The following is a 24,330-nucleotide window of genomic DNA, read 5'->3' as shown; positions in this document are numbered from 1 at the left end:
CGTAGGTGCAACTACTCCTGATCCGACACGCGCTCCCCGAACTGGCCGAGGTCACCGAAGGCCGCGCAGATCCCTCGCTGACCGACGAAGGTCGTGCCCAGGCACTACGGCTGCCCGCAGCACTGGCGCCGTACCGGATCACCGGACTCTTCAGCAGCCCGCAGAAGCGCGCACTCGAGACCGCAGCCCCGGTAGCGCAGATATTGGGCCTTCCGGTCACCCAGCGCGAGGGTCTGGCGGAATACGACTACGAGCAGCCGCACTACATCCCGATGCACGAGGTCCTGGAGCGGGCGCCGGAAACCTATGCGCGAATCAAAGCCGGCTGGCTCCCCGAGTCGGTGGACGGCGACGCCTTTCGTGCGCGAGTCCTCGGTGCGATCGACGAGATAGTCGCGGCAACGGACAACGACGCCACCGTGGCGATCTTCTGCCACGGCGGCGTCGTCAACATCGTTCTGCAGGAACTGCTCGGACTGGAGCGCCCGTTGACCTTCCCGATCGAGTACGTGTCCGTCACGCGCATTCTCGTGTCGCGAAACGGAAGCCGCAGGGTCGGGTCGATCAACGAAACCGGTCACGTACGCAACATGCTTCGCGTGTAGTCACACGTTGTGGCACGCCACCTGATGGCCGCCCTCGACGAGACGCAGCTCGGGAACTACCTCGGCGCAGAGATCAGTAGCCAGCGGGCACCGCGTGCGGAAGCGGCAGCCACTGGGCGGATTGAGCGGCGAGGGCAGTTCGATGACCTTCTGCTCGACGTTCTGCGCCGCAGTGACGGTGGCGTCGGGATCGGGAATCGACGCCAGCAGTAGCTGCGTGTACGGGTGCAGCGCGCGGTTCTGCATTTCTTCTGCGGGAACGATTTCGCAGACGCGGCCCAAGTACATGATCATCACGCGGTCACTGATGTTCTTCACGACGGCCATGTTGTGCGCAATGAACAGCAGCGACAGCCCGTGACGCTTCTTCGCGTCCTCGAGCAGGTTCAGAATCTGCGCCTGCACGGAGACGTCGAGGCTCGAGACCGGCTCGTCACAGATCAGGACCTTGGGGTCGAGCATCAATGCGCGGGCGATGCACACGCGCTGGCACTGACCACCCGAGAGTTCGCGTGGGGTTCGATCCCACACCATGTCCGGGTCCAGCCCGACCTCGGCAAGAACCTCGCGTGCCCGAGCGTCGATGGCGGCCTTGTCTTTTCCACCCCAGATCGACGGACCCTCGGTGATGAGAGCCTTGACCTTGCGACGGGGATTCAGGGAGGAGATGGGATCCTGAAAGATCATCTGCAGCTGAGTACGGCTGCGACGCAATTCTTCCGCGCCCAGTGCCGTCATTTCCGTCTCTCCGAGGCGGATCGAGCCCGACGTCGGTGAGGGCAACTGCATGATCGCCCGGCCCGCCGTGGACTTGCCACAGCCGGATTCACCGACCACGCCCAAGGTTTCGCCCGGCGCGACGGTGAAGCTGATTCCGGACACGGCGTGAACCGTCTGCCCCTTGCCGACGTTGAATTCGACAACCAAGTCCTCGACCGTCAAGGCCGCGTCCACCGTCTCGGACTGCCTGGTATCGGTTGCTGCAGTCATCAGACCATCTCCTTCACCGCGAGCGTCAGGCCCGCTGCGGTAGTGCCGGCCTTCTCGTTGGCGACCAATGCCGTTGTGCCTTCAGGGGTGTCGACCGGGTAGTGGCACGCGAACGTGTGGCTTTCGGTTGTGTTGTCCCCCGGTCCGCCGGGAGCCAGGGCCGGGTCGCCGGTCAGGCAGTCGTCCTGGGCGTAACGGCAGCGAGCCGCGAAGCGGCAACCGGTGATCGGCTTCGTCATGTCCGGGAGTCCACCCGGAATTGTCTGCAGCACTGTGTGCGTCGGTGACTCGAGTCGCGGAATCGCGGCCATCAGCGCTTCGGTGTACGGGTGGCGAGGACGAGTGAACAACTCTTCGGTTGCCGACGTTTCCACGACGGAACCGGCGTACATGACGGCGACACGATCGGATCGGCCCGAGACCACACCGAGGTCGTGGCTGATCAGGATGACGGCCATGTTGAGCTTGTCGTTGAGTGAGGCGAGCAGATCGAGAATCTGCTTCTGCACCGTCACGTCGAGAGCGGTGGTCGGCTCGTCCGCGATCAGCAGTTTCGGCTCGCAGGCCAGGGCCATCGCGATGACCACGCGCTGTCGCATACCGCCCGAAAGTTCGTGGGGGTACTGGTCGAGCCGACGCTTGGGCTCGGGGATACCCACCATCGACAGGAGTTCCGCTGCGCGATCGCGGGCCGCGTCCTTCTTCAGACCCAGGTGGAACTTCAAGGATTCGGTGATGTGGGTACCGATGCGCTTGAACGGATTGAGCGAGGTCATCGGATCCTGGAAGACCATGGCGATCTCGGGTCCCCAGAAGTGCTTCATCTCCGACTTCTTCATCGTCGACATGTCGCGGCCGGCAAACGTCACCGTCCCGCTGATGTCGAGAGCCGGACCCTTCTGGAGCAGCCCCATGATGGTGCGCCCGAGAACCGACTTGCCGGAACCGGATTCACCCACGATGCCGAGAGTCTCGCCGGCGGAGACGTGGATCGAGACACCGTCGACTGCTCGCAACTGGCCACGGGGAGTGGCGAATACGGTTCTGATGTTGTCCGCCTGCAGCAGCGGAACGCCGTTCTGAGCTGAAGTGGTCACAGCTTACTCCGATACTTCTCGCCGATGAGGTTGAAGGAGAACACCGTCAGGAAGAGGAAGACGCCTGGTACCAGGACGATGAACGGATGCTTCTCCACGATCCCGCCCTGACCTTCCGCAATCATGTTGCCCCAGGTCGGATCAGGTTGTGCGATACCGAGTCCGAGGAAGCTCAGTGATGCTTCCGCGACGATCAGGCCGGAGACGGCCACCAGGCCGAGCGCGGCGACGGGAACGAGGACGTTGGGAACCAGCTCGCGCCAGATGACGCGCCATTTGGTGGCGCCCATGGCTCTCGCGGCAAGCACGAACTCGCGTTGGGCTACGACGATGGTGTTTGCCCTGGCGATTCGAACCATGCTGGGAATGCAGAGAATCGACAGTGCGAGGGTGATGTTGCGCAGGTTCGACGTGAGCACCGCGGCCAGTGCGATGAGCAGCACCAGAGAAGGAATGGCCAGCAGCGAGTTGGTCAGGATTCCGACCACGGCGTCGACCTTGCCACGGAAATAGCCGGCCATGACGCCGATGGTGCCGCCGATGATCATGCCGATCAGCACGGCGCAGATGGCGACAGTCAAGGAGGCGCGAGCACCGAACAGGGCGCGGGCAAGCAGGTCGAGACCGAAGTTGTTGGTACCCAACGGATGATCGGAGAGCAGGCTCGGCGATGCGAAGCCCGGCTCGGCCAAGGTCTTGACCGTGTCCTTGTACTCACCGAGCGGCAGCAGCGGCGCGAAGATCGCGGCCAGGATCAGCGCGACCAGCCAGATGCACGCCAACCAGTACGAGAGATCGAACTGACTGCCCCACTTGGACGTACCGAGTTTGCCGAGCCCCTTGAAGAGGAAAACCAGGGCAACGAGCGCGAGCACGATGCGGACGGTCATCATGATCGCTGAACCGAAGAGTGCGGTGCCGAGCAGCGCAACGCCGACCACTGTGAGAATCGATCCGATCAGGACCAGATTCTTGGGCTGTTCCAGCGTCTCGACGGGACCGGGAGCCAGCAGGACTGTCTGCTGCCGGTATGTCATCACCTCGGACGGGGCCGGCGACGGGGCCGCTCCGTCTGGCGTCACTTCAGACATGGACACGACGACTCCTCGGGTCAAGATAGGTGTACAGAACATCGATCGCACTGTTGACGAGGACGTAGATGACCGCGATCACGACCACCGCGCCGAGCAGCATCGGCGAATCACCCTGCTGCGCTGCGCGGACGATGAGCGTGCCCATTCCGGGCAGCGAGAACAGCGTCTCGACGATCACGGTGCTGCCGATCATGCCGCCGAGAGCCAGACCCATCATCGTGATGAGCGAGAACGACGACGGGCGGAGCGCGTCACTGAAAAGCACTCGCAGCGTGGGCATTCCCTTGGCCTTCGACGCGAGGATGTAATCCTCACGGAGCGTCGTCACCAGGTCGGATCGGAGAACGCGAGTGAACATCGCCATCTCGAGGAGGCTGATGGTGATCGCGGGAAGTATTGCGTGTGAGAGGTTTCCGGAGAGGCTGTCGCCGATGCGCACCCACTGTGATCGCGGGAACCAGCCGAGCCAGTTGACGGTGACCATGATCAGCAACAGACCGGCGAGGAAGCTCGGGACGGAAAGAACACCGAACGTCGCGGCGCTGATGACGCGGTCGATGACGCCGCCTTCGTGGTGCGCCGACCAGAGTGCGAGCGGAACTGCGACGACGAGTGCGATGACCAGACCCATCACTGCCAACTGAACGCTGACGGGGAGAGCGGAACTGATCGCGGTGAGGACGTCCTGCTGCGGGGGAACGAGCGAGTTGCCGAGGTCGCCCTGGAGAGCGCTGGTCAGCCAGTCCCAATAGCGAACCAGGAGTGGATCGTTGAGTCCGAGCTGCTGCCGAACTTCCTCGTACTCGGCAGGCGTTCGGCCTTCACCGAGAACGGAGACAGCGGGATCGCCGGGGATCAGTGATGCCAGCACGAAGGTTCCGAAGCTGACGATCAGGATCACAATGACGAGCTGGCCCAATTTCTTACCTATTGCGCCGATGTTCATCGATTTCGTCTCCTTCGGACAGCGAGCTCGCAATACACAGCAGTTCCTCTGATTTCATTTCTTCGTTCGCAGCCGGCCCCGATCCGCTGCAATACGGGCGCGGGGCCGGCTGTGAACTTCAGGCTCTCTAGGACTTCCAAGCTCCGTCGAAGAGCACGATTCCGTCGAGGCTCTGCTCGAGTCCGTGAACGTTCTGGTTCCACACGTCGAGTGCGGCGACGTTGCCCCACACCTGCCACGGGACGGTCTCGTTGGCGCGTTCCTGGATCTGTGCCAGGACTGCCTTCTTGTCCTCGTCGGTGGTTGCGACGCCCAACTTGTCCAGGAGAGCATCCATTTCGGCGTCGGAGTAGCCGGTCGCGTTGTTACGGCCACCGGACTTGATGCCCGTGTACAGACGCTCGTAGGGATCGGCCTCGGCGAGGCTCAGTGCTGCGGTGCTCATGTCGTAGTCGTGATCGGCGTACATCCGCTTGACCAGATCACCTGCACCGGTGACGTATTCGATCTGAGCGTCGAAGCCGACTGCGTTGAGCATCGCCTGGATGGCCAGAGCCGTTGCCTGTGCGGACGGTTCCTGAATGGAGAGGAAGGTGATCTTTCCGTCGTAGCCGTCGGCCTTGGCCTGATCGAGCAGTTCCTTCGCCTTGGCGGGATCGACGCCGATCGGTGCGACGTCGTTATGCCAGCGCGAGGTGTCCTGGAAGATTTCCTGGCCGGGCAGTCCCTTGCCGTTGTTGACGCGGGTGTTGAGCGTCTCCGGATCGACGGCCAGCGCCATCGCCTGGCGGACACGGACATCCGAGCCCGGGCGGCCCGGGGCCATGTTCACGTTGGCGATGTAACCGAGCGACGGGATGTCGACGAAGCCGGGGTAACCCGACTCGATCAGATCCAGGATCGGGGTGAGCGTACGCATGTACGCGGCGTCGATGCCGCCCGTCTTGAGTGCTTCGGCGGTGGGCTGAGCGCCGACGATGCTGATCAGCTTGAGCTTGTCGATGTTCGGTGCGCCGTCGTAGTAGTCGGGGCGAGCAGCCAACAGCAGTTCCTCGTTGGGAGCGAACTTCTCGAGGGTGAAGGCGCCGGCGCCGATCGGGGTGAACTGGTCACCCTGCTGGGCGCTCGGGGCGACGATCATGCCGGGTCCGGTGGCGAGCATCGACTGGATGCCTGTCCACGGATCAACGAGGTTGAAGACTACGGTCGTCGCGTCGGGGGTGTCGATCGAGGCAACCTTGGAAGCCCACAGGCTCGACTGAGGTCCCTTGTTGGTGACGTAGCGGTTGATGCTGTCGGCGACGGCCTTCGAGTCGAGAGCTGTGCCATCGCTGAACTTCACACCGTCGCGGAGCTTCAGCGTCCAGGTCTTGCTGTCCGAACTCGCTTCGAGCGACTGAGCGAGCTTGGGCTCGAACTTCTGCCCGATGGGGTCGTAACGCATGAGCACGTCGTAGATGGCACTGAGCTCGCTGCCACCGGTGGCGCCGGCAACCTGAGCCTTCGCGGGATCGAGAGTCGTGACCGCCGAGTAGCCGCTGAACGTCAGCGTGCCGCCTTTGGTGGGAGTGCCGGGATCGGCCTGCTCGTTGACCATGCCGATCTTCAGTGAGGAACCGGAATCAGCGGATTCGCCGCCGCCATTGCTCGAGCCGTTGTCGGCGCACGACGCCAGGAACATACTTGCGGTGATCGCCAGCGCAGCCGCAGCCAATCTGCGACTTCCGCGGCGGGAACTACGACTCATTCGAATGCCTCCAAGGCGGGGTAAGACCGTGACGTGATGTTGAACACGAAACAGTCTGTGATGGGAGGCACAGAAAATTGGATCGAGTCTCGCTCAGTGGAATCGGTTAAGTTGCAGGCCTCAACAGTCAGGTAAACCGACCCTGGCCAGCGGTTACCTTCGTGGACAGCAGACCAGCCGGTCTAGTCCCGGTCGAGCGTCGCTTCCTCGAGATCGAGCTCGCGAAGTACCTTCCGGAGGACCTCGTCGTCGATCCGGCCGGCATCGCGTTCGGCGATGAAGACGTCTCGCTCGGCATCGATCATCTCGAGGCGCAGCGAGCGGAAGGCGTTCGACGGGCTCTCCCCCAGATCCTCGTCGCTGCGTCCCAGTCGCTCCCACGCCGAGTTCGCGCGGTGGGTGTTCCAGCTTCGCAAGATGTCCGCGGCACGATTGCGGACCTGAGGGACGTCGTCGGCGTCGGCTCCGACCAACTCGTCCAGCCGCGCCGCAGCGGCCCGTGCAGCCTTGTCCTGAGCGGCCGCCTCGGCGCGGGCGTCGGACTGCTCTTCGTCCCCCTGCACGCCGAGGACACGGATCACCCACGGCAACGTCAGGCCGTGCAGCAACAGCGTGCCGACCACGACGACAAACGTCAGGAACAGGATCAGCGACCGCCCCGGGAAGTCCTCCCCACTGTTGACCGTCAGCGGAATGGCGAAGGCAGCTGCCAGCGACACGACCCCTCGCATACCGGCCCACGACACGACGAACACCGCCCGCGCCGAAATCTCCGGCTCCCTCGCTCGAATACGCGGCGACAGCCAGCGCGGTACGTACGTGAACGGGAACACCCAGGCGATTCGGACCACCACGACGGTCACGAGAACGGCAACCGACGCCCAGACGACGATCGAAGTGCTGTACCCCTGCAATCCGTTGACGACACTGGGCAATTGGAGACCGATCAACAGGAAGACGAACGACTCCAGGATCAGGTCGACGGCCCTCCACACTGCCGTGTCCTGCAAACGCGTCGCATAACTCGCGCGGGTGGAGCGCTGGCCGAGGAACAATCCGGCTACGACGACCGCGATGACGCCCGACGCGTGGACCTCTTCCGCAGCCAGGTAGGTGAAGAACGGCACCACCAATCCGATTCCGCTCTCCATCACCGGATCCTGGAGCTTGCCGCGAACCTTCGAGATGACGAACCCCACCGCGAGGCCGATCACCGTTCCACCGACCGCCGCGACGAGGAAGGTCTCGAAGCCGCCGATCAGCGTCGCACCCGTACCGACGGCAGCCGCGAGAGCGACCTTGTACGCCGTCAGAGCGGTGGCGTCGTTGAGCAGGCTCTCCCCGCCCAGCAGGGTCATGATCCGGCGCGGCAGGCCGAGCTTGCGTCCGATTGCGCTCGCGGACACCGCGTCCGGCGGCGCCACGATCGCGCCGAGAACCAGAGCAGCCGCTATCGAGAACTCCGGCACGATCAGGTAGGCGACAAAGCCCACCGCAGCCGTCGTCGCCAGGGGAAGCCCCACCGCGAGAAATCCGATCGGACGCAGATTCGAGCGCAAAGCCAGGTATGAACTGTCCAGTGCTGCCGAGTACAGAAGTGGAGGCAACACGACGAACAGGACGAGGTCTGGATCGAGTTCCAATTCCGGAACACCCGGTATCTGACAGGCGATCAAACCGACCAGGACGAGGATCAGCGGCGAAGACAGCCCGAACCTTCGCGCGACCGCCGCCACCAGCAACGCCGCTACTACAACCCCCAGTAATATGCCGTTCACCCTGGCAGCATGCAGTATGGAAGGCGATGAAGAAAATCCTGAAGCGAGCAGCAGCTCGCACACAGCAGCCCGCACCCGCTCCCACCGGTTGCGAGGAACTAACCAATGCGCCCGAAACGGACCCGGCGGCGCTTACGCCCGGCGTCTGCCAGGAGTGCGCCGAGTTGGGCGAGGATAACTGGTCTCACCTGCGCATGTGCCTGTCCTGCGGCCACGTCGGATGCTGCGATTCCAGCCCTCATCAGCACGCCACCAAACACTACCGCGAAACCGGGCACCCGGTCATGCGCTCACACGAGCCCGGCGAATCCTGGCGCTGGTGCTACGTCCACGACCTGATGGACTGACCGCGCGCGACTGGCGGTGCACTGCGCATAGTGCCCACCTGTCACGGCGCACAGCCCTCGGTGTTGCGCACATTGCTCAATCCACCGGGTAGCTATTGCTCAATCTGTATGCCGATGATGGACTTTGACGCAGAATCTGCACAACAGATCGACAGGTGCGGCTGGACTTTGCCGCACCGAACGGTTCGGCCTCAGGAAGTCCTGCCAAACATCACAACCACATCGTCGGCCCCACGATCTGGGGTACGGGCGGTGCGGTGATCGATGTCCACTACTGAAGGCAGGACCGGCCGTGAACAGCCCCAACATCGACCAGAACGCTCCCGAGTCACTGGCGGAGATCGAGAAGCGCGTTCTGTGGTTGTCGACCGCGATGATCCATCACGCCAACCGTGTCCGTCCGAATCCCAGCGGGCTCAAGGTCGGCGGCCATCAGGCCTCGTGCGCGTCGATGGTCTCGATCATGACGTCGCTGTGGTTCGGCCAACTTCGTTCCGGCGACCGGGTTTCCGTCAAGCCGCATGCGGCGCCGGTGCTCCACGGCATCAACTATCTGCTCGGCGAACTCGACGAGTCCTACCTGACGACTCTGCGCGAATTCGGGGGCCTGCAGAGCTACCCGAGTCGATCGAAAGATCCTGATCCGGTGGATTATTCGACCGGTTCGGTGGGTATCGGCGCGACGGCTCCCATCTGGGGCGCCATCGCTCGCCGATACGTCGACGCCTCCCTCGGCGGCGCCGGAACCGGGCGTCAGTACTCCCTGGTCGGTGACGCCGAACTCGACGAGGGCGCGGTGTGGGAAGCAGTTCTCGATCATTCGGTTGCCGAACTGGGTGAGATCGTGTGGATAGTCGACCTCAACCGCCAATCACTCGACCGGGTGGTGCCGAACATCGCGGCAACCCGCCTGGAGCGCATGTTCTCGGGTGCCGGCTGGCAGGTCATCACCGTGAAGTTCGGTGCGCTGCTGGAATCACTGTTCACCCGGCCGGGCGGCACCGCGTTGCGCGAACGAATCCTGGACATGCCGAATCCGGAGTACCAGCGCCTGCTGCGATGCACGGCCGACGAGGTACGTCTGAGACTGCCCGGCGACGCGGCGGACGCCGACGCGATCACGGCGCTGATCGACGACCTCGACGACGCCACGGTGCTCGAGGCCATCCGCAATCTCGGTGGCCACGACCTCGACGCTCTGCGAGAGGCGTACGCACAGATCGACGACACCCGTCCCACCGTGATCATCGCGTACACGATCAAGGGTCGGGGTCTGCCGACGCAGGGTCATCCGCAGAACCACTCGTCGCTGCTCACCGCCGAGCAGTTCGAGCACCTGGCGGCGGAACTCGGCATGGATCCGTCGAAGCCCTGGGAACGGTTCGAGACCGACAGCCCGTCCGGCCGCATCTGCGCCGAAACCGCTGGGCGCCTGACTCGCCCGAAGGTGGAGCATCTGGTGCCCCCGGCAGTTCCGAAAGACATCGGCCGTACGCCCTCCGGCACGTCCACCACTCAGGCAGCTCTCGGCCGGGTACTACTCGACCTCAGCCGCGAAGCGCCGGACGCCGCGAAACGTGTTGTCACACTGAGCCCGGACGTCAGTTCCACCACCAACCTCGCAGGCTGGCTGAACAAGGTCGGGGTCTGGTCCCCCGACGAGCGGCACAACTGGTTTGCCGACGACGCCGAAACGATCATGCACTGGCGTGAGAAGCCCACCGGTCAGCACATGGAACTCGGTATCGCCGAGACCAACCTGGTCGGGTTGATGGGCGAACTCGGCGCGACGTGGAGTCGTTGGGGCCAGCCACTCTTCCCTATCGGCGTGATGTACGACCCCTTCATCGAGCGGGCCCTCGAACCGTGGTCGTACGGCATCTACGCCGGTGGACAGTCGATCATGGTCGGCACTCCGTCGGGCGTCACCTTGGCTGCCGAAGGTGGTGCGCACCAATCGATCAAGACCCCGTCCATCGGACTGGAACAGCCGGGATGCATCAGTTTCGAACCGGCATTCGCCGTCGACGTGGAGTGGACGCTCCTCGACAGCATCGGACGCCTCGGTCGCCCGGACGGCAGCTCGTCGTACCTGCGTCTGTCGACCCGTCCGGTCGATCAGGCCCTGGCCGCGGTACCGACGGATCCGGCTGCGCGAGAACGCCGTCGACGTCAGGTGGTCGCCGGGGCATACACACTGCGACACAATCCTGATCCGGCCGTCACCCTGGTCGGCATGGGTGCCACCGTCACCGAAACACTGGTCGCAGCCGAAAGACTGGGCGAGCAAAATATTTCCGCCGACGTCGTGTGCGTGACCAGCCCCGGCTTGCTCTTCGAAGCGCTCCAGTCTCGGCGCGGTCTCGCGGACGGTCCGTCGTGGATCCTGGATCAGGTCTTTCCGAGCAGCCGGTCCGCGCCGATGGTCACCGTTCTCGACGGGCACCCGCACACCCTCGCGTTCCTGACGGGAATCAACAACGTTCCGGGTGCTGCGCTCGGAGTGAGCCGGTTCGGTCAGGTCGGTTCGCTCGAGGACGTCTACCGGTACCACGGCCTCGACTCCGACAGCATCGTCCGCGCTGCCCTCGATCTCACTTCTTGACCAATTACACTCTCTGATGCCGAGAAGCGTCCCCGCAGGGACGCTTCTCGGGTCTAGTCAGTCATTCAGGTGTCTAGTTCTTCCAGGCCTTGTCGAAGAACATGATTCCGTCCAGGCTCTGCTGAATGCCGTGGACGTTCTGTCCCCACACACCGAGCCACGGGGTGTTGCCGTAAACCTGCCACGGCACAACCTCATTGGCGCGCTCTTGAATCTTGGCGAGCACCTCGATCTTCGAGTCGTTCGACGTCGCTACACCCAACTGGTCGAGCAGCGTATCCATCTCGGGGTCGGAGAAGCTCGTGGCGTTGTTCCGTCCACCCGACTTGAGATTCGAGTACAGACGCTCGAAAGGATCGGCTTCCGCGAGGCTGGCGGAACCTGTTGCCATGTCGAAGTCGCGGTCGGCGTACAAACGCTTGACGACGTCGGCAACCGAGTTGACGTACTCGATCTGGAAATCGAAACCGACGGCGTTGGCCATCGACTGCAGTGCCAGAGCCATCGCCTGCGCCGAATTCTCCTGCAGCGTCAGGTATGTGATCTTGCCGTCGTAACCGTCAGCCTTGGCCTCGTCGAGAAGCTGCTTCGCCTTGGCCGTGTCGACGCCGATCGGAGCGACGTCGTTGTGCCAGCGAGAGGTGTCCTGGAAGATGACCTGCCCGGGCAGACCCTTGCCCTCGTTGAGTCGGTTGTCGAGTGCGACGGGATCGGTTGCGAGCGCCAATGCCTGACGGATGCGCACGTCGGCACCGGGACGACCGGGTGCCGTGTTGACCAGCGACAGGTAGGACAGCGAGGGGATGTCGACGAAGCCCGGGTAGCCGGAGTCGATCAGATCCAGCACGTTCGGTAGCGAACGCATGTATGCGACGTCCGTGCCGCCGCTCTTGAGCGATTCAGTGGTGGACTGCGAACCGACAATGCTGATCAACCGCAGCTTGTCCACGTTCGGGGCACCGTCGAAGTAGTCCTCCCGAGCGTCGAGGATCAATTCCTCGTTGGGAGCGAACTTCTCGAGGGTGAAGGCACCCGCGCCGATCGGGGTGAACTGATCACCTTGCTGGGCGCTCGGCGCGACGATCATGCCGGGGCCGGTGGAGAGCAGTGACTCGATACCGGTCCACGGGTCGACGAGATTGAAGACGACCGTCGACGGATCCGGAGTGTCTACCGACGCGACCTTCGACGCGTACAGACTCGACTGCGGTCCCTTGTTGGTGACGTAGCGATTGAGGCTCGCCGAGACGGCCGCCGAATCCACCGGCGTCCCGTCGCTGAACTTCACACCGTCACGCAGTTCGAGGGTCCACGTCTTGAAGTCGGAACTCGGCTCCATCGACTCTGCGAGCTTCGGAACGAATTCCTTGGACGCCGGGTCGTACCGCAGGAGCGTGTCGTAGATCGCGCCCAACTCCGAACCGGCGACCGAACCGGCGATCTGAGTCTTCGCCGGATCGAGATTGGTGACGGCGGAGTACCCGCTGAACGTGAGGGTGCCGCCCTTGACCGGATCGCCCTCGCCGGACTGCTCGTTGACCGGGCCGATGGACAATCCCGAACCGGAGTCCGGTGCGTCGCCGCTCCCACCCCCGTTCCCGCTGTCAGCGCACGACGAGACGAACAGGCCGGCGGAGACTGCCAGCGCGACGGCGGCAACCTTGCGGTGACCGCGCCGAGAACTGCGACTCATTCAAAACCTCCAGGTCAGAAACTGTGATGTGAAGCATTGTCGAGACAGTTTGTGACTTAAGGCACAGGTATTAGTCGCAGGTCCCGCTCAGTGGAATGAAGCGCGACGATTGGTCAGTTTTCGAGCGACATTCGCAGGTCAGACCCTTAGCGAAGGTCAGGAATTCATTCTGATTCAGGCGCCTTTCAACGGATGAATCGCCGGAGCGCCGTCGAGAAGTGGTCCGGCAGCGGCCAGCGCGGCCTGCAGATGCGGGGACTGCATGTGAGCGTCCAACTCCTCCTGCCCGCGCCAAGTTTCGATCGTGACGAACGTGCCGGGCGCAGCCGCTGACTCGAACAACTCGTACGACACACAGCCGTCCTCGGACCGACTCGCCTCCGCGAGAGTTGTCAGAGCCGATCGGACGTCGTCCTCGGAACCGGACTTGGCCGGGATGGTTGCAACTACACGAAGCTCGCTCATCGGATACCTTTCGCAGAGGGGAAGTCAGCTAGAGACACACGCCACAAACGTACACACGAAAAGGGCAACCAATGGGGCTACTCAAGGACGTCACCGGCTGGCGACGCGGAACGAAGTTGCAGCGTCGACTGCGCGATCTCACCGGCACGCTGGTGGTGATCACCGGTGCGGGCAGCGGCATCGGGCGTGAAACGGCCCTCGCCTTCGCCGCCCAGGGAGCTATCGTCGTGGTCTCCGACATCAATCTCGAAAGCGCGCAGGACACTGCGGCACTTGTAAACATCCCTTCGCAAGCGGGCGGCGCCGAAGCAGTGTTCGGTGGCGGCGCCCACGCCTATCAGGTGGACGTGTCCGACGAACAGGCCGTGATTCGGTTCGCGGAGACCGTCGCGGCACATCACGGCGTACCGGACATCGTCGTCAACAACGCCGGAATCGGGTTCTCGGGAACGTTCGCCGACACCGAGCAGCGCCAGTTCGAGCGCGTCATGGACATCAACTTCTGGGGAGTTGTCTACGGCTGCCGGGCATTCACCCCGATGATGATCGACCGCGGAACAGGTGGGCACGTCGTCAACCTGTCCTCGGCCGCCGCGTACACACCACAGAAGGCCCTCACCGCGTATTCGACAAGCAAAGCAGCGGTATTCATGCTCTCGGATTGCCTACGGGCAGAGCTGCTTCCACACGGCATCGGCGTCAGCACCATCTGTCCCGGCCTCGTTCACACGAACATCCTCAAGACCACCGAGTTCGCCGGCACGACCGCCGAGGAGCAGCTCGAGAACCAGACCAAGGTCGACAACTTCTACCGCAAGCGGAACTTCACTCCTGATCGAGTGGCCAGTGCCATCGTGAAAGCCGTTCGCACGAACAAGGCCGTCGTACCCGTGACCGTCGAAGCCAAGCTCGGACGCACCATCAGCCGGTTGTCTCCCGGGTCGATGCGCGTCGGAGCTCGGTTCGAGATCTAGGTCAGCTTCCGAAACTCAGGCTGCCCGTGAAACCCTGCTGCACATCGGCTTCCGAGCGGGGAAGAACCTCGTAGGTGCTGGCGTACTGGCCACTGAAACCGGTGACGGTGATCGGGCGTCCGACGGCGACGGCATCGACGTCGATTCCCGTCTGTGTGTTGACGAAGATGACGGTGTTTCCCTCGGCGCCCGAGACCAGGATCTTGTGGCCGTACGGCAGATCGTCGACGACGGGTCCGCTCACGATTCCGGACACCGTCACGAGACGACCTTCACTGCCCTCACCGATTGCATTGAGGGGCAGTCGCGCCGGGCTGATCTGGGTAGTCGTGCCGATTACCTCGACGGCAGTCGGGCGGACGACGAGCAGGCCTTCCTGATCCGCGAGGACTCCGGTGACCTGAACCCGATCGCCGAGAACAACCCCGGAATTGTTCGGATCGCTGATGTAAATGCCCGAATTGCCACTCTGGAGACCAAAACCCTTGTCGTAGAAGCTGGATTCGAACACTCCGGACGGCGTAGTCGCGGTTCCCACGACGGTGACCGTCGTTCCGATGGCCTGCGCACGGGCTGCCGCGATGGAGTCCGCGGACACCTCACCTACAACTGCTGCCGGCTCCGCCGTCGCTGCAGTACCGACAAACATGGTGGCTGCGGCCGCAACTGCCAGTGCCGTCACACCCCGGCGCAGGACCGGACCGGCAAGAACGCTGTCTCGAAACATGTTTGAGGACTCCCCTGTGATTTCGTGGCCGCGCAGGTGCTCCTGATGGAGTGCCGCCTTCGCCCACCCTGAGGCACAGGTTATTACAGGTCGGACGCCGCAGCGGTGGTGACATTCCGTCACCACCGCTGCGTCTAGGCTTCCGATTTTTCAGGAACCGGAGCTTCCGGACGAACCGCTCGAGCCACTGGAACCGCTGGATCCTGTTCCGCCACCGAGATCGTCGAGAGGATCGCTACCGGTGAGGCCGCCCGGGTACAGGTAGGCGTCGGAGATCGTGCTGAGCGAGGTTCCCGACGTGGCCGGTACCTTTGCTCGCCAGTTGACGATCGGGTTCAGCACTCCGAACGGTCCGCAACCACTGGCGGCGGGCAGCGCGAAGCCGGTGGCCTGGTTCCCGACCGGGCTCACCTTCAGTGCATTGTCCGGGAGCACCGTGTAGGTCGGTACCACCGACGGGTCAGGCGCGAGACGAAGATTCACCGGCGCAGCCGCGGAGCCCAGGTAGCAGTTGTCACCGAGGAACGCGTTGTTGATCTTCATCCGCACCGGGATGCTCAGATCCATGTCGGTGATGATGCCGTTGAGGGTCGGGGCAGCGGTCGCCTCCACCTCGGCGGTGACTGCGGCGAGGCCGAACAGATTGCCGAACGGCAGGTCGATTCCGAGGACTCCACCCGGAACGGTCAACGGCTTGGAGTAGACACCGTGGTGTCCGTCGTCGCGCGGGAGAAGAACGGTGGACTCACCTTCACCGGAGCCGGCCTCGGCGGCGATGATCATGTCGCCTTTTCCGATCGGGAGGTTGAAGCCGTTGTTGTCGAAGGTTCCGCTCTGAACCACAACCGACACACAGGATTCGGCAGTAGCCGGACACACTGCGGCACCGGGTATCGAATTGTCGACCGGATCCTGAGCCGAGGCCATCGGCGCCGCGAACGCGAGGACCGCACCTGCGGTACCTGCAATGACGGCCACGCGCGTGCCGAGACGTCGGTTGCCGTTCTTGTGAGATTTCTGCACTGATTTCTCCCTGCCGTTTATGTGATGGGGGACGAAACTCGCAGTCATTGCTTGTGTTTCGACCGCCGCCGACAAGGTCTTCGCGGTGTGCTCCTACTCACAAGTAACAACTGAACAGATGTATATCACAGGACTTCGACTTAAAAACAGGGCAAAAGGGAGTTTCCTTAAAACGGACAAAATAAGCGGTACGGTATGTAACACTCACGGGTGATGAACACGAACAGACTGGTCCTCTGCGTCGCGGCAGCGGGCCTACTCCTCAGCGGCTGCAGCAGCCAGTCCGACAGCGACGCATCGGAATCCACTTCTGCGGCCACCAGCACGTCGGTTGCGGCGACGTCGAGTTCGACTGCCCCCAGTACGCTTTCCGAGCTGCCGACCAGCCCGCTCGCCGCAACAACTCCGGAAGCCGCGCCGAGCGTCGTCGAATCGACGCCCCCGCCGGTGTCGCTACCGGTAGCGCCAGCGGCCAATGCACCGATCGACGCCCGCTCACCGGAAGAGATCGTCGCGAACGCCGGCGAGAAGGGGCAGCGGTACATCGCCGCTCTGCGTCTGGCCGGGATCCCGCCCGCCGGAATGGATTCCGCAGAGATCCTCTACGCCGACGGCACCTGCAAGGCGCTCGCTGACGGTATGCCTCGGTCCGAAGTGCTGGCAGAGTTCGACTCCGTCGGCGAGGTGTACTCAAAGATCACGCCGATGTCCTCGCAGCGCGTTGCCGAGATCTACGTCGACACGGCGGAGCAGACGTACTGCTGATCAGGCCTTGCCGGCCAACCAGCCGTGCAGCCAGGATGTAGCCGAATTGCCTGCGCCGTCAACGACGTAACGCGTGTAGTCGGTGTGGACCTGCGAGCCGTAGAAGTCGACCAACTGATCGATGCGCCGCGAGTTCGCGCCCGGATCGAGCTGGGCCATCAAAGCGGGGAGACCGCCTGCGGTGATCAGATCATTGACGATCACGGCGGCCTCGTCGCGCAGCGCGAGCGCACTGGCCGGAGTGGGATCGGACGCCTGAGCCATGAATCCGGCCAGACGCATCACGAAATCGTCCTTCGGCGTCGAGCAGTACAGGTCACCGACCGCGCAGAGCGTCACCGTTTTGCCTGACAGCCAACCGAATCCACCGATGCGAGGGCCGCTGGCACCGTTACCGCCGACAGCGGGGCCGATCAGGACGTCGGACTCGGAACGACGGGGATCGGACAGCAAGCCGACGCCCTCGACGCGAGTCGGGGGGACCACGCCGATGCCGGTTCCGATCTCGGCGGCGAGATCGCCTGCCGCGTCCGCGCCCTGGCTGTATCCGACGATGGCGAAGCGAGTGTCACCGCACGAGGCGGCCATGGCGCCGATCATGCCGCGGGCATTGTCGACGGCCTGCTGCTTCGACTTGGCGTAGACGTTGGACTCCCACGGGAAGGCCGTCGCCGAGTAGGTGACGTAATCGGTGCGAACGGAGCCCGGAAGCCCGTTGGTCACCGGGGCGAGCATGCCGGCGCCGGGCCTGGTGCCCGAGGGCTCCCAGGTTCCCGGGATGGCCACGACGTACAGGCTGGGGCAGGGATCAGCCGACGCCACGGGAGCACTGACAACCGGTACCACTACTGCCGCAGCAAGTGCCGACAACACCGCAACGAGACGCCTCGCACGCATGAAACTCCCCTGTTTTACCTTCAGCAACCCATACACCACTATCGGTGCTCCGGAATCATACTGTCTGGGCGTTGTGTCTGTCCGATGCACGATTGATGAAGGTTTGTTACAGATCGCGCGAATTACTTGCACAAACAAAGCCGCACCCCACCGAATGCGGTGGGGTGCGGCTTTGTGAGAGCCTCTAGCGCTGCGGAGCCGCTGTCGGGTGGATCGGTGACGGAAGGGCCGTGACACCCTCGAGGTAGGTGTCCACAGCGGCTGCTGCGGAACGTCCCTCGGCGATGGCCCAGACGATCAGGGACTGGCCGCGGCCCATGTCGCCGGCCACGAACACGCCGTCGACGTTGGTGTTCCACTTCGACGTGCGGGCGACGTTGCCACGCTCGTTCAAGTCGACACCGAGATCGGTGAGCAGACCCGGCTTCTCGGGACCGACGAAGCCCATGGCCAGGAGCACGAGATCGGCTTCGAGCTCGAAGTCCGAGCCCTCGACCTTCTCGAAGCGACCCGACTTCATCTCGACCTCGTGAGCCTTGAGACCGGTGACCTTGCCGTTTTCACCGACGAAGTTCTCGGTGTTGACGGAGAACAGACGCTCGCCGCCCTCCTCGTGAGCCGAAGCCACGCGGAACATGAGCGGGTACGTCGGCCACGGAGTCTGCTCGGCGCGAGTCTCCGGCGGACGCGGCATGATCTCGAACTGGTGGACGCTGGCCGCACCCTGACGGTGCGAGGTGCCGAGGCAGTCCGCTCCGGTGTCGCCGCCGCCGATGATGACAACCTTCTTGCCCTCAGCGGTGATGGTGGGAGCGTCGAGGTCACCCAACTGCACGCGGTTGGCGATCGGCAGGAACTCCATCGCCTGGTGGATGCCGTCCAGTTCGCGGCCCGGGATCGGAAGATCGCGAGCTGCCGTGGCGCCGCCGGCCAGAACCACTGCGTCGAACTGCTCACGCAGCTCGTCCGCGGTGATGTCCACGCCGACATTGACGTTGGTCTTGAAGACAGTGCCTTCGGCTTCCATCTGCTCGAGACGGCGGTCGATGTGCCGCTTCTCCATCTTGAACTCGGGGATGCCGTAGCGCAGCAGGCCGCCGATGCGGTCTGCCCGCTCGAAGACCGTCACTGCGTGACCGGCGCGGGTCAGCTGCTGCGCTGCAGCCAGACCGGCCGGACCACTGCCGACAACCGCAACCTTCTTGTTGGTGGCGTGCGCGGCGCGAACCGGCTTGACCCACCCTTCGTCGAAGGCCTTGTCGATGATCTCGACCTCGACCTGCTTGATGGTGACCGGATCCTGGTTGATGCCCAGGACACAGGACGCCTCACAGGGTGCGGGGCACAGACGACCGGTGAACTCCGGGAAGTTGTTGGTCGCGTGCAGACGCTCGATGGCGTCGTGCCAGTGGTCCTTGTAGACCAGGTCGTTCCACTCGGGAATCAAGTTTCCGAGAGGGCAACCGTTGTGGCAGAAAGGAATTCCGCAGTCCATGCAACGGCTGGCCTGGGTCTTGAGGGTTTCCTTCGGGAACTCCTCGTAGACCTCTTTCCAGTCGAGCAGGCGCAACGGCACCGGCCGGCGAACCGGAAGTTCGCGCGACGTGTGCTTCAGGAAGCCGCTTGGATCACCCACGAGCTGCCTCCATAACTGCCTCGTCCACGTTCTTGCCATCCTTCTCTGCGGCCGCGATGGCCAAAAGAACCTTCTTGTAGTCGCGGGGCATCACCTTTGCGAAGTGACCCACCTGCTGCGACCAGTCAGCGAGGATGCGCGTGGCAACCTCGGAGCCGGTTTCGTCGCGATGACGTTCGATGGCGCCCTTCAACCAGGTGAAGTCGTCGCCCGAAAGATCCTCGAGGTCCACCAGTTCGGTGTTGAGGTTCTTCTCGAATGCCTTGTCGGGGTTGTAGATGTACGCGACGCCACCGGACATGCCGGCGCCGAAGTTACGTCCGGTGGCTCCGAGGATGACCACCTTTCCACCCGTCATGTACTCGCAACCATGATCGCCCACACCCTCGACGACGGCAGTGGCGCCGGAGTTACGGACTGCGAAGCGTTCGCCGACGACACCGCGAAGCAGAGCCTCGCCGCTGGTGGCGCCGAACAGGATGACGTTGCCACCGATGATGTTGTCTTCGGCGACAAAGCCTTCCGCTGCATCGAGCGGCGGGCGTACGACGATGCGTCCACCCGAGAGGCCCTTGCCGACGAAGTCGTTGGCGTCGCCGTGCAGGCGCAAGGTCATACCGCTGGGCACGAAAGCACCGAAGCTGTTACCGGCGGAACCGGTGAACGTGATGTCGATGGTGCCGTCGGGCAAGCCCTCTCCACCGAACGCCTTGGTGACCTCGTGGCCGAGCATGGTGCCGACCGTGCGGTTGACGTTGGTGATCGCGGACTCGAAAGAGACCGCCTCACCCTTGTCGAGTGCGTTGCGGGCCGAAACGATCAACTGCTGATCGAGCGCCTTGTCGAGACCGTGATCCTGCGTGCCGGTGCAGTGGACGTCCTGGTCCATGAACGCGGACTCGACCTGGGTGAGGATCGGCGACAGATCGAGATTGCCTGCCTTGCTTCCCTTCCAGTGATCGAGAGCGCGCGTGGTGTCCAGCATGTCGACCTGGCCGACGGCTTCGAGCAGCGTGCGGAAGCCGAGTTCCGCGAGAAGCTCGCGAACCTCTTCGGCGATGAACATGAAGAAGTTCTCGACGAATTCCGGCTTGCCACTGAAACGCTGACGCAGCAACGGGTTCTGCGTCGCGACACCGACGGGGCAGGTGTCGAGGTGGCAGACGCGCATCATGATGCAGCCCGAGACCACCAGCGGTGCGGTGGCGAAACCGAACTCCTCGCCGCCGAGCAGGGCAGCGACGACGACGTCGCGACCCGTCTTGAGCTGGCCGTCGACCTGCACGACGATGCGGTCTCGGAGACCGTTGAGCAGCAACGTCTGCTGGGTCTCGGCGAGGCCGAGCTCCCACGGTGCGCCCGCGTGCTTGACGGAGGTCAGCGGGGTGGCACCGGTGCCACCGTCGTGACCGGAGATCAGAACGACGTCGGCATGTGCCTTGGAGACACCGGCCGCGACGGTTCCGACGCCGACCTCGGAGACCAGCTTCACGTGGATGCGGGCCTGCGGGTTGGCGTTCTTCAGGTCGTGGATCAGCTGAGCGAGATCCTCGATCGAGTAGATGTCGTGGTGCGGCGGCGGCGAAATCAGGCCGACGCCAGGCGTGGAGTGCCGAACCTCGGCCACCCACGGGTACACCTTGTGAGCCGGAAGCTGGCCGCCCTCACCGGGCTTGGCTCCCTGCGCCATCTTGATCTGGATGTCGGTGCAGTTGCTCAGGTAGTGCGAGGTGACACCGAAGCGTCCCGACGCGACCTGCTTGATGGCACTGCGACGCAGATCGCCGTTCTCGTCCGGCGTGAAGCGCGACGGATGTTCGCCGCCCTCACCGGAATTGGAGCGGGCGCCCAGACGGTTCATCGCGATGGCGAGAGTCTCGTGAGCCTCGGCGGAGATGGAGCCGTAGCTCATCGCGCCCGTCGAGAAACGCTTGACGATCTCGCTGGCCGGCTCGACCTCGTCGATCGAGATCGACGGCCGCTTGCCGATGTTGAAGTCGAACAGACCACGCAGAGCGGCAAGGCGCTCCGACTGGTCGTTGACCATGGTCGTGTACTCCTTGAACACCTCGTACTGACCTGTGCGAGTTGCGTGCTGGAGCTTGAAGACCGTGTCCGGGTTGAACAGGTGGTACTCGCCTTCACGACGCCACTGGTACTCGCCGCCGACCTCGAGCTCGCGGTGAGCGCGCTCTTCGGGACGATCGAGGTACGCGATGCGGTGACGTGCTTCGACGTCGGCAGCGATCTGGTCGAGGCCGATGCCACCGAGCTGCGACTGCAGACCGGTGAAGTACTCGTCCGTCAACTCCTGCGAGAGGCCGATGACCTGGAACAGCTGAGCACCGGTGTACGACGCGAGCGTCGAGATGCCCATCTTGGACATCACCTTCAGGACACCCTTGCCGGCTGCCTTGATGTAGTTCGCGATGCCCTTCTCGAGGGTCAGACCCTCGAGCTCGCCGTTCTGCAGGAACTCGTCGATGGTCTCGAAAGCCATGTACGGGTTGACCGCTGCGGCACCGAAGCCGATGAGGAGCGCCATGTGGTGCACCTCGCGGGCGTCGCCGGCCTCGACGATGAGGCCGACCTTGGTGCGCGACTTCTCACGAACCAGGTGGTGGTGCACAGCCGAGGTGAGGAGCAGCGACGGGATCGGTGCGTAGTCCTCGGTGGACTCACGGTCCGAGAGCACGACGATGCGCGCGCCACCCTCGATTGCCTGCGAGACCTGGTACTTGATGCCCTCGAGCGCACGACGGATACCGTCGCCGCCTTCCTTGACGGGGTACAGGCCACGGATAACGACACTGCGGAAGCCCGGGAATTCGCCGTCGTCGTTGACGTGAACGAGCTTCGACAGGTCGTCGTTGTGCAGGATCGGCTGCGGGAGCGCAATCTGCTTGCAGGAGTCCGCATTCGGGTGCAGCAGGTCGCCCTCGGGGCCGATGGTCGCGCCGAGGCTGGTGACGACCTCTTCACGGATCGCGTCGAGAGGCGGGTTGGTGACCTGAGCGAAGAGCTGCGAGAAGTAGTCGAACAGCATCCGGGGACGTGACGAGAGCACGGCGATCGGAGTGTCGGTACCCATCGAGCCCAGTGCCTCGGCACCGGAGAGAGCCATCGGCTTGACCAGCAGGTTGACCTCTTCGTTGGTGAAACCGAAGAGCTGCTGGCGCAGGACGACGCGCTCGTGCGACATGTACGTGTACGGACGGTCCGGCAGGTCGTCCATGTGGATCAGACCTTCGTCGATCCACTGCTGGTACGGGTGCTCGGCAGCGAGTTCGTTCTTCAGTTCCTCGTCGCTGATGACCCGGCCCTGCGCGGTGTCCACGAGGAACATGCGGCCGGGCTGGAGGCGGACCTTGCGGACCACGGTGGACGGATCGATCGGCAGAACGCCGACCTCCGACGCCATGACGACGAGGCCGTCTTCGGTGATCCACAGACGCGACGGACGCAGACCGTTGCGGTCCAGCACGGCGCCGATGACGGTGCCGTCGGTGAAGCACACCGACGCCGGTCCGTCCCAGGGCTCCATGAGAGCCGAGTGGTACTCGTAGAACGCCCGACGAGCGGGGTCCATGCTCTCGTGCTTCTCCCAGGCTTCCGGGATCATCATGAGAACTGCGTGCGGCAGGCTGCGGCCGGCGAGGTGCAGCATCTCGAGCACCTCGTCGAAACGAGCGGTGTCACTGGCGCCCTGGGTGCAGATCGGGAAGATCTTGTCCAGGTTCTCGCGGCCACCGAAGACGTCACTGTCGATCAGGGACTCGCGAGCGCGCATCCAGTTCTCGTTGCCGGTGACGGTGTTGATCTCACCGTTGTGAGCGACCCGGCGGAACGGGTGCGCCAGCGGCCACGACGGGAACGTGTTGGTGGAAAAGCGCGAGTGGACCAGGCCCAGTGCGCTCTCGACACGATCGTCCTGCAGGTCGAGGTAGAAACCCTTGAGCTGCGGGGTGGTGAGCATGCCCTTGTAGACGAACGTCTGGCCGGACAGGCTGGGGAAGTACACGGTCTCGCTACCCGGGCCACCCTTGCCGGCGCCTTCGGAGCCGAGTTCGTGCTCGGTGCGCTTACGCACCACGTATGCACGACGCTCGAGATCCATGCCGGTGTACTTGTCACCCTCGGAGCCGATGAAGATCTGACGGAACGTCGGCATCGCGTCGCGCGCCAATGCGCCCAGCGAGGAGTCGTCGGTTCCGACCTCGCGCCAGCCGAGAACCTTCAGGCCCTCTTCGACGACGATCTTCTCGACTGCAGCAGCAGCCTCGTGTGCATCGGCATCGCCCTGCGGGAGGAATGCGATACCGGTTGCGTACGCGCCTTCGGCGGGGAGCGCGAAGTCCACGACAGCTCGGAAGAACTTGTCGGGAACCTGCAGCAGAATGCCCGCACCGTCACCCGTGTTGGGTTCTGATCCGGCAGCGCCGCGATGCTCGAGGTTGACCAGAGCGGTTATCGCCTTTTCGACGATGTCCCTGCTGCGGCGACCATGCATGTCGACAACAAATGCGACTCCACAGGAGTCGTGCTCATTGGACGGGTGATAGAGGCCCTGGGGGCCTGGAAGTTGCTTCATACCCAGCCTTCGTATGCCATAAAGATGCACCGACGACCAGCAGCGCTGATGGCCATCAACTTGCAATGCAAGTCCTTCAAAGCACCGACACGACGATGTGTTCGGTACCACCGAAGTAGCCGCCCTGCGCAGACGCGATGGTGTGCGTTCTGGCACCCGGCGACGTGAGTCTTCGGTCGGTTGAAACTTTTGTGAGTCAACCGTGTAACGAAAACGATAATTCAGAACCCCGGCACGGGCGCAACTAAGGTAGCCCTATAATTGCTCTGAACTGCGGCGATGCAGGGAGCCAGAAGGCCCCTCGACAGATTTCGGAGCTGCGTCTGTGCAGAGAAGTTCCGATTCACAGG

18 protein-coding genes are annotated in these 24,330 nt (G+C 63.6%); 5 read left to right on the top strand and 13 right to left on the bottom strand.

Translation table 11 applies throughout. The features are described 5' to 3' along the window. Positions 1-5 precede the first annotated feature (5 nt). Positions 6-605, top strand: a complete 600-nt coding sequence (locus KTR60_RS00290; protein ID WP_003943544.1) for a histidine phosphatase family protein — start codon at positions 6-8, stop codon at positions 603-605. On the opposite strand, the gene KTR60_RS00285 is transcribed toward KTR60_RS00290, so the two are convergent. From KTR60_RS00285 to KTR60_RS00260, 6 genes are all read right to left on the bottom strand, one after another. After that, complete coding sequence (locus tag KTR60_RS00285) at positions 606-1,595, bottom strand: ABC transporter ATP-binding protein (protein WP_228401604.1); 990 nt, start codon at positions 1,593-1,595, stop codon at positions 606-608. It lies immediately after the preceding gene. Continuing rightward, positions 1,595-2,692, bottom strand: coding sequence for an ABC transporter ATP-binding protein (locus tag KTR60_RS00280; RefSeq protein WP_003943600.1), 1,098 nt, complete (start codon positions 2,690-2,692; stop codon positions 1,595-1,597). Before KTR60_RS00280 ends, KTR60_RS00285 begins: the two co-directional genes overlap by 1 nt. Next, a complete protein-coding gene (locus tag KTR60_RS00275) occupies positions 2,689-3,783 on the bottom strand; it encodes an ABC transporter permease (RefSeq protein WP_007735813.1) in 1,095 nt (364 codons plus the stop codon). Before KTR60_RS00275 ends, KTR60_RS00280 begins: the two co-directional genes overlap by 4 nt. After that, positions 3,776-4,732 carry an ABC transporter permease gene (locus tag KTR60_RS00270; protein ID WP_003943571.1) on the bottom strand — a complete coding sequence of 319 codons (957 nt, stop codon included), beginning with the start codon at positions 4,730-4,732 and terminating at the stop codon, positions 3,776-3,778. Before KTR60_RS00270 ends, KTR60_RS00275 begins: the two co-directional genes overlap by 8 nt. A 127-nt stretch (positions 4,733-4,859) precedes the next feature. Then, positions 4,860-6,479, bottom strand: a complete 1,620-nt coding sequence (locus tag KTR60_RS00265; RefSeq protein ID WP_003943605.1) for an ABC transporter substrate-binding protein — start codon at positions 6,477-6,479, stop codon at positions 4,860-4,862. A gap of 182 nt (positions 6,480-6,661) precedes the next feature. Continuing rightward, a complete protein-coding gene (locus KTR60_RS00260; protein ID WP_116057485.1) occupies positions 6,662-8,257 on the bottom strand; it encodes a Na+/H+ antiporter in 1,596 nt (531 codons plus the stop codon). A 26-nt stretch (positions 8,258-8,283) separates the two neighbouring features. On the opposite strand from KTR60_RS00260, the gene KTR60_RS00255 reads away from it, so the two are divergent. Next, positions 8,284-8,604, top strand: a complete 321-nt coding sequence (locus tag KTR60_RS00255) for a UBP-type zinc finger domain-containing protein (protein WP_228401603.1) — start codon at positions 8,284-8,286, stop codon at positions 8,602-8,604. Positions 8,605-8,896: 292 nt separating this feature from the next. Continuing rightward, positions 8,897-11,209 (top strand): transketolase-like TK C-terminal-containing protein, encoded by a 2,313-nt coding sequence (locus KTR60_RS00250; RefSeq protein WP_228401601.1) that lies wholly within the window; start codon positions 8,897-8,899, stop codon positions 11,207-11,209. Positions 11,210-11,282: 73 nt separating this feature from the next. Here KTR60_RS00250 and KTR60_RS00245 read toward each other — a convergent pair whose 3' ends face one another. Both KTR60_RS00245 and KTR60_RS00240 read right to left on the bottom strand, forming a co-directional pair. Continuing rightward, on the bottom strand, positions 11,283-12,902 hold the full coding sequence (locus KTR60_RS00245) for an ABC transporter substrate-binding protein (protein WP_007735803.1): 1,620 nt from the start codon (positions 12,900-12,902) through the stop codon (positions 11,283-11,285). 174 nt (positions 12,903-13,076) lie between these two features. Further along, the gene (locus tag KTR60_RS00240; protein ID WP_003943546.1) at positions 13,077-13,367 is read right to left on the bottom strand and encodes a putative quinol monooxygenase; all 291 of its coding nucleotides are present in this window, start codon (positions 13,365-13,367) and stop codon (positions 13,077-13,079) included. 71 nt (positions 13,368-13,438) lie between these two features. Between KTR60_RS00240 and KTR60_RS00235 the strand changes: the two genes are divergently transcribed. Continuing rightward, a complete protein-coding gene (locus KTR60_RS00235) occupies positions 13,439-14,341 on the top strand; it encodes an SDR family NAD(P)-dependent oxidoreductase (protein WP_003943614.1) in 903 nt (300 codons plus the stop codon). A 1-nt stretch (position 14,342) separates the two neighbouring features. Here the strand turns inward: KTR60_RS00235 and KTR60_RS00230 are convergent, their stop codons facing one another. Continuing rightward, positions 14,343-15,068 carry a hypothetical protein gene (locus KTR60_RS00230; protein ID WP_007735799.1) on the bottom strand — a complete coding sequence of 242 codons (726 nt, stop codon included), beginning with the start codon at positions 15,066-15,068 and terminating at the stop codon, positions 14,343-14,345. Positions 15,069-15,218: 150 nt separating this feature from the next. After that, positions 15,219-16,091, bottom strand: coding sequence for a hypothetical protein (locus tag KTR60_RS00225; protein ID WP_003943530.1), 873 nt, complete (start codon positions 16,089-16,091; stop codon positions 15,219-15,221). A gap of 213 nt (positions 16,092-16,304) precedes the next feature. Between KTR60_RS00225 and KTR60_RS00220 the strand changes: the two genes are divergently transcribed. Next, positions 16,305-16,856 carry a DUF732 domain-containing protein gene (locus tag KTR60_RS00220; RefSeq protein WP_007735798.1) on the top strand — a complete coding sequence of 184 codons (552 nt, stop codon included), beginning with the start codon at positions 16,305-16,307 and terminating at the stop codon, positions 16,854-16,856. Here the strand turns inward: KTR60_RS00220 and KTR60_RS00215 are convergent, their stop codons facing one another. The 3 genes from KTR60_RS00215 to gltB form a co-directional block, all read right to left on the bottom strand. Continuing rightward, positions 16,857-17,753: a cutinase family protein gene (locus KTR60_RS00215; RefSeq protein WP_007735797.1), complete on the bottom strand. Its 897-nt coding sequence runs from the start codon at positions 17,751-17,753 to the stop codon at positions 16,857-16,859. A gap of 184 nt (positions 17,754-17,937) precedes the next feature. Then, the gene (locus KTR60_RS00210) at positions 17,938-19,389 is read right to left on the bottom strand and encodes a glutamate synthase subunit beta (protein ID WP_003943594.1); all 1,452 of its coding nucleotides are present in this window, start codon (positions 19,387-19,389) and stop codon (positions 17,938-17,940) included. Beyond that, complete coding sequence (gene gltB, locus KTR60_RS00205) at positions 19,382-23,980, bottom strand: glutamate synthase large subunit (RefSeq protein ID WP_215515549.1); 4,599 nt, start codon at positions 23,978-23,980, stop codon at positions 19,382-19,384. The genes KTR60_RS00210 and gltB overlap by 8 nt, the downstream gene beginning before the upstream one ends. Positions 23,981-24,330 lie beyond the last annotated feature (350 nt).

Origin of the sequence: Rhodococcus sp. C1 (genome assembly GCF_020809065.1) — a bacterium.
Classification (GTDB): Bacteria; Actinomycetota; Actinomycetes; order Mycobacteriales; family Mycobacteriaceae; genus Rhodococcus_F; species Rhodococcus_F qingshengii.
The sequence above is the reverse complement of the archived record's forward strand: the minus strand, read 5'-3'. Positions and strand labels throughout refer to the sequence as shown.

Excerpts from the sequence above, each read along its gene's own strand:
- KTR60_RS00270 (WP_003943571.1), bottom strand. The coding sequence starts at position 4,732 with ATGAACATCGGCGCAATAGGTAAGAAATTGGGCCAGCTCGTCATTGTG.
- gltB (WP_215515549.1), bottom strand. The coding sequence starts at position 23,980 with ATGAAGCAACTTCCAGGCCCCCAGGGCCTCTATCACCCGTCCAATGAG.
- KTR60_RS00265 (WP_003943605.1), bottom strand. The coding sequence starts at position 6,479 with ATGAGTCGTAGTTCCCGCCGCGGAAGTCGCAGATTGGCTGCGGCTGCG.
- KTR60_RS00230 (WP_007735799.1), bottom strand. The coding sequence starts at position 15,068 with ATGTTTCGAGACAGCGTTCTTGCCGGTCCGGTCCTGCGCCGGGGTGTG.
- KTR60_RS00285 (WP_228401604.1), bottom strand. The coding sequence starts at position 1,595 with ATGACTGCAGCAACCGATACCAGGCAGTCCGAGACGGTGGACGCGGCC.
- KTR60_RS00215 (WP_007735797.1), bottom strand. The coding sequence starts at position 17,753 with ATGCGTGCGAGGCGTCTCGTTGCGGTGTTGTCGGCACTTGCTGCGGCA.
- KTR60_RS00240 (WP_003943546.1), bottom strand. The coding sequence starts at position 13,367 with ATGAGCGAGCTTCGTGTAGTTGCAACCATCCCGGCCAAGTCCGGTTCC.
- KTR60_RS00235 (WP_003943614.1), top strand. The coding sequence starts at position 13,439 with ATGGGGCTACTCAAGGACGTCACCGGCTGGCGACGCGGAACGAAGTTG.
- KTR60_RS00275 (WP_007735813.1), bottom strand. The coding sequence starts at position 3,783 with ATGTCTGAAGTGACGCCAGACGGAGCGGCCCCGTCGCCGGCCCCGTCC.
- KTR60_RS00220 (WP_007735798.1), top strand. The coding sequence starts at position 16,305 with ATGAACACGAACAGACTGGTCCTCTGCGTCGCGGCAGCGGGCCTACTC.
- KTR60_RS00245 (WP_007735803.1), bottom strand. The coding sequence starts at position 12,902 with ATGAGTCGCAGTTCTCGGCGCGGTCACCGCAAGGTTGCCGCCGTCGCG.
- KTR60_RS00255 (WP_228401603.1), top strand. The coding sequence starts at position 8,284 with ATGAAGAAAATCCTGAAGCGAGCAGCAGCTCGCACACAGCAGCCCGCA.